At 41.2% G+C, this 14457-nt stretch carries 12 protein-coding genes; 9 read left to right on the top strand and 3 right to left on the bottom strand.

Annotation, left to right across the window (positions count from 1 at the left end; all coding sequences use genetic code 11):
- Positions 1-58: 58 nt before the first annotated feature.
- The 5 genes from VOI17_RS04555 to VOI17_RS04535 all read left to right on the top strand — a co-directional run bounded on the left by VOI17_RS04555 (position 59) and on the right by VOI17_RS04535 (position 8520).
- On the top strand, positions 59-388 hold the full coding sequence (locus tag VOI17_RS04555) for a PadR family transcriptional regulator (RefSeq protein WP_323756059.1): 330 nt from the start codon (positions 59-61) through the stop codon (positions 386-388).
- Positions 388-3072 (top strand): ABC transporter permease, encoded by a 2685-nt coding sequence (locus VOI17_RS04550; RefSeq protein WP_323756058.1) that lies wholly within the window; start codon positions 388-390, stop codon positions 3070-3072. The genes VOI17_RS04555 and VOI17_RS04550 overlap by 1 nt, the downstream gene beginning before the upstream one ends.
- A 206-nt stretch (positions 3073-3278) precedes the next feature.
- Positions 3279-5492, top strand: coding sequence for a DUF5916 domain-containing protein (locus tag VOI17_RS04545; RefSeq protein WP_323756057.1), 2214 nt, complete (start codon positions 3279-3281; stop codon positions 5490-5492).
- An 11-nt stretch (positions 5493-5503) separates the two neighbouring features.
- Entirely contained in the window at positions 5504-7171 is a 1668-nt protein-coding gene (locus VOI17_RS04540; RefSeq protein ID WP_323756056.1) for an amidase, read from the top strand.
- Positions 7172-7173: 2 nt separating this feature from the next.
- Positions 7174-8520 (top strand): VOC family protein, encoded by a 1347-nt coding sequence (locus VOI17_RS04535; RefSeq protein ID WP_323756055.1) that lies wholly within the window; start codon positions 7174-7176, stop codon positions 8518-8520.
- A gap of 4 nt (positions 8521-8524) precedes the next feature.
- On the opposite strand, the gene VOI17_RS04530 is transcribed toward VOI17_RS04535, so the two are convergent.
- Both VOI17_RS04530 and VOI17_RS04525 read right to left on the bottom strand, forming a co-directional pair.
- Positions 8525-9568, bottom strand: coding sequence for a polysaccharide deacetylase family protein (locus VOI17_RS04530; protein WP_323756054.1), 1044 nt, complete (start codon positions 9566-9568; stop codon positions 8525-8527).
- Positions 9565-10413, bottom strand: a complete 849-nt coding sequence (locus VOI17_RS04525; protein WP_323756053.1) for a glucosaminidase domain-containing protein — start codon at positions 10411-10413, stop codon at positions 9565-9567. Before VOI17_RS04525 ends, VOI17_RS04530 begins: the two co-directional genes overlap by 4 nt.
- Positions 10414-10605: 192 nt before the next feature.
- Between VOI17_RS04525 and VOI17_RS04520 the strand changes: the two genes are divergently transcribed.
- The 4 genes from VOI17_RS04520 to VOI17_RS04505 all read left to right on the top strand — a co-directional run bounded on the left by VOI17_RS04520 (position 10606) and on the right by VOI17_RS04505 (position 13938).
- Positions 10606-11652, top strand: coding sequence for an adenylate/guanylate cyclase domain-containing protein (locus VOI17_RS04520; RefSeq protein WP_323756052.1), 1047 nt, complete (start codon positions 10606-10608; stop codon positions 11650-11652).
- 19 nt (positions 11653-11671) lie between these two features.
- Positions 11672-12043, top strand: a complete 372-nt coding sequence (locus VOI17_RS04515; protein WP_323756051.1) for a cupin domain-containing protein — start codon at positions 11672-11674, stop codon at positions 12041-12043.
- 76 nt (positions 12044-12119) lie between these two features.
- Positions 12120-13064: a glycosyltransferase family 2 protein gene (locus VOI17_RS04510; protein WP_323756050.1), complete on the top strand. Its 945-nt coding sequence runs from the start codon at positions 12120-12122 to the stop codon at positions 13062-13064.
- Positions 13045-13938: a lysylphosphatidylglycerol synthase transmembrane domain-containing protein gene (locus VOI17_RS04505; protein ID WP_323756049.1), complete on the top strand. Its 894-nt coding sequence runs from the start codon at positions 13045-13047 to the stop codon at positions 13936-13938. The genes VOI17_RS04510 and VOI17_RS04505 overlap by 20 nt, the downstream gene beginning before the upstream one ends.
- On the opposite strand, the gene VOI17_RS04500 is transcribed toward VOI17_RS04505, so the two are convergent.
- A complete protein-coding gene (locus VOI17_RS04500) occupies positions 13935-14447 on the bottom strand; it encodes a phosphoglycerate mutase family protein (RefSeq protein WP_323756048.1) in 513 nt (170 codons plus the stop codon). The genes VOI17_RS04505 and VOI17_RS04500 overlap by 4 nt on opposite strands.
- Positions 14448-14457: the final 10 nt, after the last annotated feature.

Here is a 14457-nt window from a genome sequence, read left to right as displayed (position 1 = left end):
TAAGTGAAAGATATATTTCTTTTATATTTGTGTAAGTAATAACACAAGATCAATACACATGAAAGGAACATACCTCGGAGAATTTGAAGAACTGGTGCTGCTTACGGTAGGTGCACTTTACCCAGAAGCCTATGGGGTAGGCATTATGGATGAGATTGGCAAAGAGACAGGTCGCAAAGTAAATATCAGTGCCATCCATTCTGCCTTAAGACGCTTGGATGAAAAGGGTTTTGTAAAATCTGAAATGGGCGAGTCCACCAATGAAAGGGGAGGCCGCAGAAAACGCCTTTTTGAACTCACGGCTTTCGGTAAAAAGGCATTGGACGAAGTACAAGAGCAGCGTATGAACTTGTACAATCGCATTCCCAATATCTCATACGGCAGTTAATGAAGGAACAACAGTCCATAAAGCCACCGCGCTGGGTATTTCGGTTCCTGACTTTCTTCTGCAAAGAAGAGTTTCTGGAAGAAATCAGTGGCGACTTGGAAGAGATCTATCAGGTCAATTGCCAAGCCCATGGAAAACGAAGGGCAAATTGGCGCTATGCCTGGAATGTGCTGCGCTTTTTCAAATGGTCTAATATCAAGAAAACAACAAGGTTTAACTCAAATATTGTAACAATGACACGCAACAACTTTAAAATTGCCGCAAGGGTACTTTGGCGGCAAAAGGTAAATACCCTCTTAAATGTGACAGGAATATCGATTGGCATCGCCTGCTTTGTACTGATCTCACTGTATGTGAAGCGCGAACTCAGCTTTGATAAATTCCATGAAAAAGGAGATCGGATTTACCGCACCTGGACTTTAGAAGATTACGGTGGTGACCAAAAGTTCTTTTACACCAACTCGCCACTTCCTTTAGAAAAGGCCCTTGAAGACAATATTCCTGACATAGAAATGGCGGTGCAATACAATCACAATAACTTTTTAGTGGGGGAAGAAGGCGCAAGAATCAATGAGGACATTGCCGTAGCCAGTCCGGAGTTCTTTGAGATGTTTTCATTCCCTATTGTGAATGGCAATCAAGAAAGCCCATTAGCCGATAGAACTTCCATCGTGATCAGCGAGGCCTATGCGACTAAATACTTTGGCAGTAAAACGTCCATTGGTGAACCGATTTCGGTACAGATCAATGGGGAGAACCGTGTATTCAACGTGTCGGCCATTATGCAAGACTTGCCCAAGAATACAGGCTTCAGTTTTGATATGATGATTTCGAACAAGAATGATGATATTCTCTATCGAAAAGAAGCACTGCAAGCTTGGTTCAATGTTTCTCCAGAAACCTTTGTGCTGATTAGAGAGAATTCTACGCTCGCTGCTACGGAAGAAAAACTTCCTGCCATGGTCAAAACCGCTTTGGGCGACAGGGTAGTAGAAGGAGAGTATACTTTGGGCTTGCAACCCTTGACCGACATCCACCTGAATCCGGAGTTTCCATTAGCAAATATGCCTGTTGGGAATCCTAAATATGTATATGTACTCGGAGCCATTGGTTTGCTGGTGCTGCTCATTGCTTGTATCAATTACACCACGCTTTCTATGGGGCAGTCCATGAAGCGCGCCAAAGAAGTTGGGGTAAGAAAAGTAGTAGGCGCCCAGAAGTCGGGTTTGATTTGGCAGTATTTATCCGAAAGTGTTCTGATCACCTTTATCGCCATGGTCATTGGTTTGGTGGTGGCCTATTTGCTCTTGCCGCTCTTCAATACTTTGGCCAATACAGATTTGGTGATGCCGCTGGACTTTGAATCGCTTTGGGTGTACGTGGTGCTGGCTTTGGCCATTGGTTTGGCTACGGGCGCTTATCCGGCTTTAGTGCTTTCCAGCCTTAAGTTGACCAATGTACTTCGTGGTGGTCAATCCAGCTTGGGCGGAAAGAACGTTTTGCGAAAATCATTGCTGGTCTTTCAGTTATTGCTCACAGTATTTCTGATTTCGAGCACCTTGATTATGAAAAAACAGCTCAACTATATTCAGAATGAAGATTTGGGTTTCAATCGTGATGCCATGGTGTCGGTGGTTTTGTACCCAGCCCCTGAAGCACAGGGTTTAGGTGATAATTTCACCTCTGGCTTTAAAAACGGTCAGTTATTGAAGACCAAGCTTGAGGCAAACCCTGATGTTTCGGACGTGGCCATGGGAAGCCATATTTTCGGTTCGAATGGATGGATGCAAGTGGGCTTTAATGATAACAATGATGCCTTTAAGCAATTCAACCTGTTGGTGATTGATCCTTATTACATTTCGAGTTTTGGCATTCAGATGAAGGAGGGCAGAGACTTTGACCCTGCATTGGATTTAGACAAGCGAGAATCCATTATTCTGAACCAAGCCGCAGTGGATTATTTCGGTTTAACCGACCCAATCGGGAAGAAGCTACCGGGGAAGGATTTTGGTAACAATACCATTATTGGCGTTACTGAAGATTTCAATTTTGAGTCGCTGCATAGCGAGGTTCGTCCCTTGGTGATTACGCAAAACGATCAAACCATATTTTCTGGCATCAATGATATTAGTATATCCGATTCGCCCACCCCAAAATTGGTGTTCAAGTATACTGGAACCAGCCTTTTGGAAGTGAAATCCATCTTGGATGAAGCTTGGGCTTCCACTTTCCCTAATGAAGAATTAAGGTTCGATTTTGTAGACGAGAAGCTACGCTTAATGTATCAAGATGAAGCAAGGGTAAATAAAATTGTGGGCATAGCTACCGTATTAAGTGTGTTGATTGCCAGTATAGGGCTATTAGGGCTGACCATCCTTATTGTGAATACTAAGGTCAAAGAGATCGGAATCCGGAAAATCTTGGGCGCTTCACCACTCAAAATCTTCGCCATGCTGTTCGGTGATTTTTCATGGCAGTTGTTGGTTGCGATTTTATTATCAGTGCCACTTACTTGGTACCTGATGAGCAACTGGCTCAAAGACTTTGCTTATCAAATCGATATAGGAGTGGACATGTTTCTACTCAGTGGGGTACTGGCTTTTGGGCTAACAACATTGGTAATTAGCTATCATGCCATTCGGGCAGCCAAATCGAACCCTGTGAAGGCGTTGAGAACGGAATAACTAAAAAATATATTTGGAACATGATAATGGACTACCCTTTCTGGGTAGTCCATTATTTTTTCACCCTCTTTCAGGGGCGATGTAATAGATTTCCGTTGTTAAAATTAGAAATGTGCTATTGAGTGCCTAAGCTTGATATGCCATATTTTATTTTCCATTGATGTAAATTGGACTTATAAATGACTGGCAAATTTTAGATTTGTATAATGTTGAAAATACCTTTAGCCCTATTTCTATTTTTTATAGGGCTTTCATCTTTCGCTCAAGAATTAGAAATTAGAAGAACTACAGGCCAAATCGTACTTGATGGAGTTTTAGACGATGCCGCATGGGCTTTTGCCGATTCGGCTTATAACTTCAAACAATACTTCCCCTACGATTCTTCTTTGGCGGTTGCTCAAACTACGGCTAGAATACTGTATGATGATGAATTCATCTATGTTTCAGGTATAATGAGAAACCCAAATGGGGACAGAGATTACATTACGCCATCGTTGAGAAGGGATTTTAGGGGAGAGGCAAACGATTCATTCTCGGTAATTTTTGACCCATTTCAGGACAATACCAATGCGGTGCTTTTTGGCATCAATCCATTTGGGGTGCGTAGGGAAGGTTTAATTACCAATGGAGGAGCCGGAGATGGTGCTTTTAGTTTAGACTGGGACAATAAATGGCAAGGAGTTGTCAAACAATATGATGGTTATTGGGTGGCTGAAATGGCCATTCCTTTTAAGACTTTGCGCTTTGCTGAAGATCAAAGTCAATGGAATGTTAATTTCTACCGAATCGACAGCGAATACACAGAGCGATCTACTTGGTCGCCCATTAACCGTAATTTTTCTATCGTTAATTTGGGTACCATGCGCACCCTGAATTGGGATGAACCCACCAAGAAGCCGGGCTCGAATATTTCCTTTATACCTTATTTAGCGGCTGGAACGAAGAAAAACTACCTGAATGAAAATCTTTCGGAAAACAGCATTGATGCGGGTTTCGATTTGAAATTTGCTGTAACACCAAGTTTAAACCTCGATGTTACCGTGAATCCCGACTTCTCACAAGTGGAAGTAGATCAGCAGGTAACTAATTTAGACCGCTTTGAGATTTTCTTTCCCGAAAGGCGTCAGTTCTTTCTAGAAAACGCTGACCTCTTTGCCGCCTATGGAACCAGTAGTACCCGGCCATTTTTCTCTAGAAGAATAGGGGTGGCACGTGATGAAAATACAGGTCAGAACGTTCAGAACCCAATTCCAGTGGGCACACGTTTGAGCGGCAAAGTAAATGATGACTTACGCCTTGGTTTTCTTTCTATGCAGGCAGGGAGTGATGAAAGCATTGGTTTGCCCTCTTATAATTTCTCTGTGCTATCGCTTCAGCAAAAAGTTTTTGATCGGTCTAATATTTCATTTTTGTTGGTCAACAAACAGACTTTTCAGCACGAAGAGGACTATGACGCTGCCAATTTTTCGGAATGGAATAGAACGGTGGGTATGGATTACAACTTGGCTTCTGCCAATAACAAATGGTCGGGAAAAGCATTCTACCATCAATCTATAGACCAGGTGCAGCCCGATGAGGCCTATGCTACTGGATTTAACCTGGCCTATGGGGTACCCAAGTTTACAGCGAACTTGTTTTCTCAAAAAGTAGGCGCCAACTATAACCCAGAAGTAGGCTTTGTAAGAAGACGAAACGTGAAGCAGCTCAATGGCACTGCACGGTATTCCTTTTTTCCAGCCAATAGCGGAGTTCAGCGACATGGCCCAGGTATTGATTTTGATATGGTAGGAAATTCTGAGTACGGCTTTCTGGATTGGGATGCCAACTTATTGTATGATGTCAATTGGAAAAATTCTGCTTCCCTCAGTTTCCGCCTAAGAAAACAATATACCTACCTCTTTAACGGTTTCGACCCAAGTGGTTCGGGTGGATTAGCCCTTCCTAGCGATACAGATTACACCACTTACCTTTTTATTGCCAGCTTCCGGTCCGACCAGAGAAAGGCTGTTTCTTATTCTCTAAGCACCAGGTCGGGTGAGTATTACAATGGAACACGTGTGAATTTGGAAGGAAGTGTATCCCTAAGGTATCAGCCGCTGGGCTTTACCAGCATAAACTTTGCGTACAACCGCATTCGCTTACCAGACCCCTATAATGATACAAATTTGATTCTCATAGGACCTCGTTTTGATTTTACATTCACAAAAAAGCTATTCTGGACCACCTTTGTACAGTACAATAGCCAAATTGATAACCTAAATATTAATTCAAGAATTCAATGGCGATTTGCCCCAGTATCTGATTTCTTCTTGGTGTACACCGATAATTATTCAGCAACAGAAGAGGGTGGATTTGTCGATATTGGAAGGTCAAAATTTAGGGCGCTAGTTTTCAAATTGACTTATTGGCTAAATCTATAATCTAAAAAAACATGAAAAAGCAACTCACACTCATCATTGCCATATGCTCTGTATTGGCAATTTCAGTAGGCTGTAAAACCAACGAGTATGGTTTTACAAAAAGAGATGTTCGTAGTAGCCAGAAATTAATGGGCATGAACTTCGAGAAGGCTGCTATTGATACCATGTACCAATATTTAGGCAGAAATAAGCGTGGTTACGACACACTTAGGAAATACGAAACCAACACTGAAACTTTCCCATCCATGATCTTCGATCCGCATCCTGCGGGCTTTGAATTTCCAGAAGCGGCTGTAAATGCCCCATTTGAGATACCAGAAAATGTGGAATTGCCAGCCAATAGAGAGGAGATTGCTTTTTATAGTCTTCCGCAACTGGCTTCGCTCTTAAAGCATAGAAAGATTACATCAGTAGCGCTTACTGAACTTTATATCAACCGTATTAAGCGCTATGACAGTCAGCTTGAAAGTGTAATCAACTTAACTGAGGATTTGGGCATGGCGCAAGCCAGAAAAGCAGATCTAGAAATTGCTGCAGGGAATTACAAAGGCATATTGCATGGTATTCCTTATGGCGTAAAGGATTTGATGGCTGTTGAAGGTTACCCAACCACTTGGGGTGCGGCTCCTTATGAGCATCAAATGATCGATCATACATCGAGTGTAGTAAAGAAATTAGAAGCCCAAGGAGCGGTGCTCATTGCTAAACTGGTTTCTGGTTCATTGGCCAGGGGAGATGTTTGGTTTGGTGGGAAGACCAAAAATCCATGGGATTTAAGTCAAGGTGCAAGCGGGTCGTCTGCTGGCCCAGGTTCTGCTACCTCAGCTGGTTTAGTGGCCTTTTCACTGGGCACAGAAACCTTAGGGTCAATTACTTCGCCATCGTCTAGAAATGGCATTACCGGCTTAAGACCTACTTATGGTCGCGTCAGTCGCTATGGTGTAATGAGCTTAAGTTGGTCGATGGATAAAATTGGTCCAATGTGTCGTTCTGCCGAAGATTGCGAAATCGTTTTCAATGCCATATATGGCAAAGACCCAAAAGACCCGACCACCAATAATGTGCCTTTTAATCGCTCCACCAAAAAGCCGAGCGAACTGAGAGTGGCCTATTTAAGAAAAGACATCGATCGAGATTCTTCTGCTACAGGAAATAACCTTCGTTCCGCTTTGGCAGTGTTCATGGACATGGGAATAACGCCTACTGCCATTGAGCTACCAAGCGAATATCCATTCAATGTCTTCGATATTATTCTTCGTTCTGAAGCGGGTGCCTTTTTCGATGACCTCGTTCGTTCTGGTGAAGTGGATGCGATGGTGGAACAAGCCTCAGGTTCTAGGGCCAATTCCTTACGACAAGCCCGTTTTATCCCTGCTGTAGAGTATTTACAGGCCAATCGTCAAAGAAGACAGCTGATTGAAGAAGTGAATGCTTTGTTCATGGATTATGATGTGATCATTTCACAGACTTCTCGCGGCAGCCAGTTGCTGACGACCAACTTAACAGGACATCCCGTTATCGCCATTCCAACAGGTTTTGATCAACGTAACAGACCTACGAGTTTAACCCTTATTGGTAATTTATACGATGAAGGGGTGATTTTGGCGCTGGCCAGAGCGTATCAAAATGTAACAGACTTCGATGAGCAACATCCTCCATTATTTTCAACAAAAAAGTAAAAATGAAATCTAAAGCATTATCCATCGTCTTGATTGCCGCCTTTTTAATGGGCTGTAGTAATGCAGAAAAGTTCAGTAAGGAGTTGGGGAGTTTAACTGCCTTTGCTGAAATGGTGGACAGCGGGGCAAAGCAAATTGCTTTCAGTGAACCGATGACCACTGCCGAAATGAATGAATTTTATCCTCAGGCAGAAGCCATAGCGGACCAGTATAGTGTTAAGCTCGTTCGTGAAACAGAGCTGATCAAAACCGACTTGTTCGATGCAGGAATTGCCGAAGGAAAAGAAGTACTCATTTTGTACAAGGGCAACAGTTATGAGGCTTATGTTCAATTAAAGGCAGACAGAAATAGCTTAGAGAAGTCTGGCTTATATGAAGGTTCAGAAAAACAAGAAATCGCTAGAAGACTTGGCCGTTTGCTAGGCTATTCGGCCAAAGGAATTAATGATAAAATTGCTACCAATACCAATTACCGCAGATTAACGGATTTTGGCGTAAAGGCAAGTAATGTATTTCTATATTACAAGGATGTACAAAAGGCCACTGAGTTTTACACCGAAGTGATGGGCTTGGCAATTGTAGCAGAATACGACAATGCTAATATCTTAAAGATCTCTAATACTTCATTTATTACACTGGTTGATGCCGCCAAAGGCATGCATTCAGCCGATGAACCCAAATCTGTAGCTGTAGCTTTTCTCACCCGTCAGTTGGCCCATTGGTATGATTACTTACAAGAAAAAAAGGTAGAGATTAAATACACTTATAAGCCAAAAGAGGGAGGTCCACATGATGGCTTTGTGGCCATTGATCCAGAGGGCTATTTGCTTGAATTCGAAGTATTTAAACAAGATCAAGAGAATGAAAACTTCATTCCTTATTTAGCCAAAACTGATGATGTATTGACGTCTGCGAATCATAATGGAACAAGTTTGGGCTTTCATGCTTCAATTACTTGGTTGTATTACAAAGACTTACTGACACTCCAGAATTTCTATGAAAATGTGATGGGCTTTGAATTGGCTGCAGATCAGGTTTGGACAAAGATTTACAGGACTACTGACGACAGTTATATAGGTTTAGTAGACGTGAGCAGGGGAATGCATTCTTATGCGAAAGAAAACGCTGTAAACGTAGGATTCATCGTGAATGACTTAGAAGGATGGTTTAACTATGCGCAAGGTCAAAAACCTTTCGTCTTGAGAGATAATACTATCTCTCAAGACGAAGAAGGTAAGTATTCAGGCTTTGTCGGCTTCGATCCAGGGAACTACTTCTTGGAGTTTGACAGTTTTAATGATCATCCTGCAAACAAGCTATTGCTTAAGGAACTAGAAACCATTAAGTGATTCCTTATTCCTGAACCTCAGGAATTACCCACAGATAACTATACCAATGCCAGTTGCCCTTTGAGTCCCGTATCGTGATTGTGAATAGGGTTCTCCTTCTTTTCAAATCTGTTTCTGGGTGAATTGAAAGTGCTATTTTTCCATCTGATGTAATCTCCATGGTCTTAGCACATGTGCTACCCTGAACAAAACACTGCATTGATTCTATCAGTAGGTCATTTTTGATAATTTCTAGACTGACTTTGGGTTTTCTTAGGCCAAAACCATTTCCCGCAGTTGTAGCCTCTGCTTTATCGACTGCTAGCCCCTTCATGTTCATTTTTTCCTTGAACTGATCTAAATCACCATACGATTCTGACATAGGGAATCTAGGGAACTGAAAGCTATCTGAATACTCCGTTATTACTCCAGAGTTTTGAGCCACCGCACCTTTAAAACCCATTTCTGATAGCCTTATCTTCATTTCCTCATCATGCTCTCCATAAGGATATGCAAAAACCTGTGGAGTGAAGTTGAGGTTGGCTTTCATTAGGTCTTGGCTCTCTTGCAGTTCTTGTTTGAAAAAGTCGCTTCTAGTACTTTCAGAAACACTTAAAAAGAAAGGATGACTATGACTGTGATTACCAATTTCTACACCTGCTTTCTGGGCTTCGGCTATTTCTGACCAAGTCATGTAATCAGCATAGCCAATGGACGCTGTGTTGACAAATAATGTGGCTTTAAAGCCATATTTCTTAAGTAATGGTAGCCCGTTTTCAAAAAAGCTCTTATAGCCATCATCAATCGTTATGGCCACTAGCTTTCTTTTGATGGCTTTGCTGTTGTTAATTTCATCCACTACTTCTGAAATAGTAAGAGAGGAATAACCTTCAGCCTTCAAGTACTTTAAGTGCTCTTCAAAAGTTTGGGTACCTATATTGGTCGAGGGGAATCGATCATCTCCAAACCTATGGTAGACTAGAGAAGTGATTTCGTGCTGAACAGCTTGTGCCACAGCATTGGCGTTAGTAAATAAAACAAGGAAGATGAGGTATAGAGCCTTTTTCATTGAATAGTACCACTTAAATTGATGTAAGAAGGGTCGATGATATACCTATCGAATTGTGTTAACTCATTGAATCGTATCATTGCGGAAAGCTCAATAACATACTCTTCTCGTCTTTCCGAGTAATGAGATAGATGGGTGATTAGCTTAAATGGATCTGTGGTAACTAGTCTTGCCGCTCTGAATTCACGGTAGACATTTACTCGTGCAACCGTTTTTAGATAATCTTCAATAGAATCTGCAAAATCATCATACTTACGCAAATAGATGGTTTCACCATCCCTTTGAAATTTTGCTGCTATTCTTGGCTCATTGAGGCTATATGACCAAACGCCAAACATATTATTGGCTTCTTGAAAAACCCTTGAACTGCCCCAGCCACTTTCAATAATGGCTTGTGCCAAAATAATACTGTTAGGATGCACAATCATTCGATTGAGTAAAACGGTTTGGTTGTCGGTGCCGTATTCCGAGCAAAGGTGATTATAAAAGGTACTGTCTTGAGCGGTCCAGTTTTCTTCCTTTATTAGCTTTTTAACCTTATTTCTATTTTGTTCAATTCTGTATTTCGCAACCAAAATTGCTGGAAGAATTGCGGAAATGAATTTGTTTTTCTTTTCGTTAACCTCCAGCGTATCGATTCCTTTGATGTGGGAATATAACAGGGGAGCCACCAATGAATCTTTTAGGGGGATAATATCTTCAGGACTCTGCAACTCAATGTGTTTTACTTCTAGCGTAACAGTATTAGAAGCCTCTGGTTCTGAGCAGGATAAAATCAAAAAATAGAACAAAGTGCCAAGGAAAAATGGGGTCTTCAAATTAAACCTTGTGTCGCTTTGAGGCATAGGCCAAATATATTAAATATTAGTTTGAATACTTTACTTTTAAAAAATGGGCAATGCTTATCAGATTAGTACATCACAAATTGCTTAACCTACAATTGAGGTAAATGTTTGATAACGCAAATCAATTTGCTTTGATTCAGAAATTGCCTTTAAACATATCTGATTTAAATTAGCCCCTTCAAAGGAGAAGATGTGAATAAAAGGAACTTAAAGATATTACGTGATTACATCATTGGTTGGATCGTTGCTATTATTTTTTGGGTAATCATGCGTAGCTATGGAGTTACATTAAATACACCGGCAACTCCTGAGCCAGTTCATGCCTTACGCTTAATCATTATTTTCGGGCCTTTGGCTGGGGTGCTGTTCGGATTAACCCAAATTAAGATCGAACGCTACTTATATAGACGAATCCCGCTTTGGAGATTAGAGCTTTTTGGCTTGGTTAGTAATGTGGTCATTATGTCCATAATGTTTGTACTGGCATTTTTCATGATCAAGTATACGTTTGGCTTTAATGAACCCATTGACTTTTGGCAATTCTTAAGTAACCCTTCTGCGATCTTGGTCTTCTTCTACTCCATCTTTGTCAATTTTGTGATGGCGCTTTTAAGACAGATCAACTTATCATTAGGCGATGGGAATTTATGGCGTTTGTTAAGAGGTGATTTTTATACGCCACGGGTAGAAAATAGGGTGTTTATGTTTATCGACCTCAAAAGTTCTACTAGCATAGCCGAAACGTTAGGTCATATTCGATACAGTCAGTTTATACAAGATTGTTTCTTTGATTTGCAGGCCGTTCAGCAGTATGGTGCCGAAGTATATCAATATGTAGGGGATGAGGTAGTATTGAGTTGGAAGTCCCGACTAGACATGGATTTCAGCATCTGTTTAAAAGCCTTTTGGGCCTTTCAAGATCAATTGAATAAGCGTAAGAACCACTATATTACAAAGTATGGACTGATTCCTGTTTTTAAAGCTGGTATCAATGAAGGCGTAGTAACCGTGGCCGAAGTGGGCGAAATTAAAAGGGAAATTGCCTATCACGGTGATACCATGAATATTACTTCCCGAATTCAAGAAAAATGCAACCATTATGACCGCCTTTTACTTGTATCCGAATGCTACTACGACAAAATCAGTCATCAAAAAGGGCATGTACAAGAACTGCTGGGCGAAGAAGAGTTAAGAGGTAAAAACGAACTGATAAAGATATACGCCATAGAAAGGGCTTAATCATATAATCGATCAATTTATGAAAAACACAAAGGTCAATATTTCAGAAAAATTCTCTAAGTTTTCTGCCCAATGGACACCCAAAATAATAGGCGAGCTTAACGGTCAATTGGTCAAGCTGGCGAAATTGAAAGATGATTTCGTGTGGCATAGTCATGAAAATGAAGACGAAATGTTTTTGGTTTGGAAGGGCACGTTAATCATGGAGTTTAGAGACAGAACCGAAACAATTAGGGAAGGAGAAATGATTATTGTTCCGAAAGGTGTGGAGCACAATCCCAGAACAGAAAACGGGGAAGAGGTTTGGGTAATGCTCTTTGAGCCGGCCGCTACACTGCATACAGGTGAAGTGGTGGATGAACGCACACACAATGATCAAGAATGGATTTGAACCATTTTCAGTCTCTTAACGTCCTGTTAGGTATTCAAGATTGAAAGCATTTATTTTGCAAACAGAAAAATACACTATGAAGCTATCTGTAGTTGTTACGGTTTACAACGAAGAAGACAACGTTATTCCCCTTTGTCAGAAAGAATACGAGGCCTTAGAAGGCATTGATTATGAGTTGATTTTGGTAGACGATGGTTCTACTGACGATACGGTAAAAAATGTCAAATCCTTTGCGAACAACCGCACCAAGCTTTTGATTTTCAATAAGAACCATGGGCAAAGTACCGCCATGTCTGCCGGTATTGATATGGCACAAGGTGAGTATATTGTCACCATGGACGGTGACTTACAAAATGACCCTGCCGATATTCCTGCAATGCTTGCTAAGTTAGAGGAAGGCGAGTTTGATGTAGTGGCTGGTGTTCGTGCCAACCGTCAAGATGGTTTTGTCCTGCGTAAGTTTCCAAGTAAAATTGCCAACTGGATGATCCGAAATCTGACAGACGTTCGTTTGACAGATTATGGTTGCTCATTAAGAATTTACAAAAAAGACATTGCCAAAAACCTTGGGCTTTATGGCGAGTTGCACCGCTTTATCCCCGTTTTAGCCAAGCTTCAAGGTGCAAAAATGACCGAGGTAGATGTAAATCATCATGCCCGAATTCACGGAGAATCTAAATACGGTATCAATCGAACATTCAAGGTAATGGCCGATTTAATGCTGATGATTTTCTTCCAAAAGTATTTCAGAAAGCCAATGCACCTTTTTGGAGGTTTGGGCATTTTGACTTTTAGCATAGGAATGATGATCAATATTTACCTTTTGGTGGTAAAGTTTGGTTACGGAGAAGACATCTGGGGCAGGCCATTATTGCTTTTAGGAGCTATTATGCTGCTTGGTGGAATCCAGTTCATTACCGTTGGAATTATTGCCGAACTCATGATGCGTACTTACTATGAGTCGCAAGACAAGAAAGTCTATCGTTTAAAAGAAGTCTTTGTTGGACAAGCAGAAGCGTAATAAGTGGCTTAAGCTAGCCGCTCAAGTTGTAATAGCCGTAGTCGCCATTTACTTTGTAATTGGTGAAATCGACTTAAAAGAGTATAAAAACCGACTTCTTGGGGTGAAATTTGGATGGCTTGTTTTAGCCATAATTGCATTTAACGCTTCCAAACTCTTGGCTGCTTTCAGGCTCAATCACTTCTTTAAGGCCATTCAGCTTGAACTAGATAGTCGTTTCAATCTCACGCTTTACTATGTTGGGATGCTCTATAATCAGGTTTTACCCGGAGGTATTGGGGGAGACGGATATAAAGTATACTTACTCAACAAACAGTACAAAACACCACTGAAAGGTTTGATTGCCGCCACTCTGCTCGACCGAATCAGTGGAGTAGTGGCACTAGGGTTTCTGGCCTTTCTTTTAGCGCTTATTGGCGGAGAAGCCTATGGCCTTTTAGAAGGTTATGGTTTTCTGATTTGGGTAGGACTTATCATCGCTTACCCTTGCTATTATGTTTTAGTACAGTTTGTTTTCCCAACCTTTAAAAAGGTAAACCACATCACCAACCTGCAATCGTTAAGTTCGCAAATACTGCAAGTGCTATGTGCCTATCTTATGCTGAAAAGCCTTGGGGTAGCTGATGGTTATTTGGACTACTTCACGCTATTCTTAGCTTCATCTGTTGCTGCTGCCTTCCCTATTTCATTACCCGGTGGACTGGGCGTAAGAGAAGGGGTAATGGTTTGGGGTGCCCATCTCTTTATTTTAGATCAAAATGCGGCAATGGCTTTTGCCTCATTGTTTTTCCTAATCACGCTCTTTAGCTCATTGATTGGGCTAATTTACTTGCGTCAGGTCAAATCTGTTGAGGCAAAAAGCAATAGCAATTAATAATTCAAAACCATTACACGGGCTTTTCCTACTGTGTCAACAGTAACAATAAAGATTTTGCTGTATTCGCTTTCATCCAATTGTTTGAATTTATCTTCACCCAAAAGATAATTGGCTAGTCCCGGAACCGTGTTAGAATGGCCAGAAACTAATATCGTCTTTCCTTGGTAACTCTTTAAAGCCTCATCTGCAAAGGTGTTTTCACTAGGGTTGTATTCTTGAATTTCAAGTCCGAGCTGAGAGGCTAGGGGTGCTACTGTTTCTCTAGTTCTTTTATAAGGAGACGAATAAATGGCTCCAACTTCAGCCGAAGACAGCATGTTTAGCAATTTTTCAGCCCTTAAAATACCTTCTTCATTCAATGAAGGGTTTCTAGGATCATCAGTACCTTTTTCAGCATGACGCACAAGAATAAAGGTGGTAGAAGGGACTTCAACTACTTCAGCAGGTTGAGGCGTACAGCCTAAAAAGCAAAAAGAGAATAAGGCAACGAATAAAAAGTTTTTCATGGTCTAAAAA

Origin of the sequence: Roseivirga sp. (assembly GCF_034669765.1) — a bacterium.
Taxonomy (GTDB): Bacteria; Bacteroidota; Bacteroidia; order Cytophagales; family Cyclobacteriaceae; genus Roseivirga.
The sequence above is the reverse complement of the archived record's forward strand: the minus strand, read 5'-3'. Positions and strand labels throughout refer to the sequence as shown.

Excerpts from the sequence above, each read along its gene's own strand:
- VOI17_RS04555 (WP_323756059.1), top strand. The coding sequence starts at position 59 with ATGAAAGGAACATACCTCGGAGAATTTGAAGAACTGGTGCTGCTTACG.
- VOI17_RS04550 (WP_323756058.1), top strand. The coding sequence starts at position 388 with ATGAAGGAACAACAGTCCATAAAGCCACCGCGCTGGGTATTTCGGTTC.
- VOI17_RS04545 (WP_323756057.1), top strand. The coding sequence starts at position 3,279 with ATGTTGAAAATACCTTTAGCCCTATTTCTATTTTTTATAGGGCTTTCA.
- VOI17_RS04540 (WP_323756056.1), top strand. The coding sequence starts at position 5,504 with ATGAAAAAGCAACTCACACTCATCATTGCCATATGCTCTGTATTGGCA.
- VOI17_RS04535 (WP_323756055.1), top strand. The coding sequence starts at position 7,174 with ATGAAATCTAAAGCATTATCCATCGTCTTGATTGCCGCCTTTTTAATG.
- VOI17_RS04530 (WP_323756054.1), bottom strand. The coding sequence starts at position 9,568 with ATGAAAAAGGCTCTATACCTCATCTTCCTTGTTTTATTTACTAACGCC.
- VOI17_RS04525 (WP_323756053.1), bottom strand. The coding sequence starts at position 10,413 with ATGCCTCAAAGCGACACAAGGTTTAATTTGAAGACCCCATTTTTCCTT.
- VOI17_RS04515 (WP_323756051.1), top strand. The coding sequence starts at position 11,672 with ATGAAAAACACAAAGGTCAATATTTCAGAAAAATTCTCTAAGTTTTCT.
- VOI17_RS04510 (WP_323756050.1), top strand. The coding sequence starts at position 12,120 with ATGAAGCTATCTGTAGTTGTTACGGTTTACAACGAAGAAGACAACGTT.
- VOI17_RS04500 (WP_323756048.1), bottom strand. The coding sequence starts at position 14,447 with ATGAAAAACTTTTTATTCGTTGCCTTATTCTCTTTTTGCTTTTTAGGC.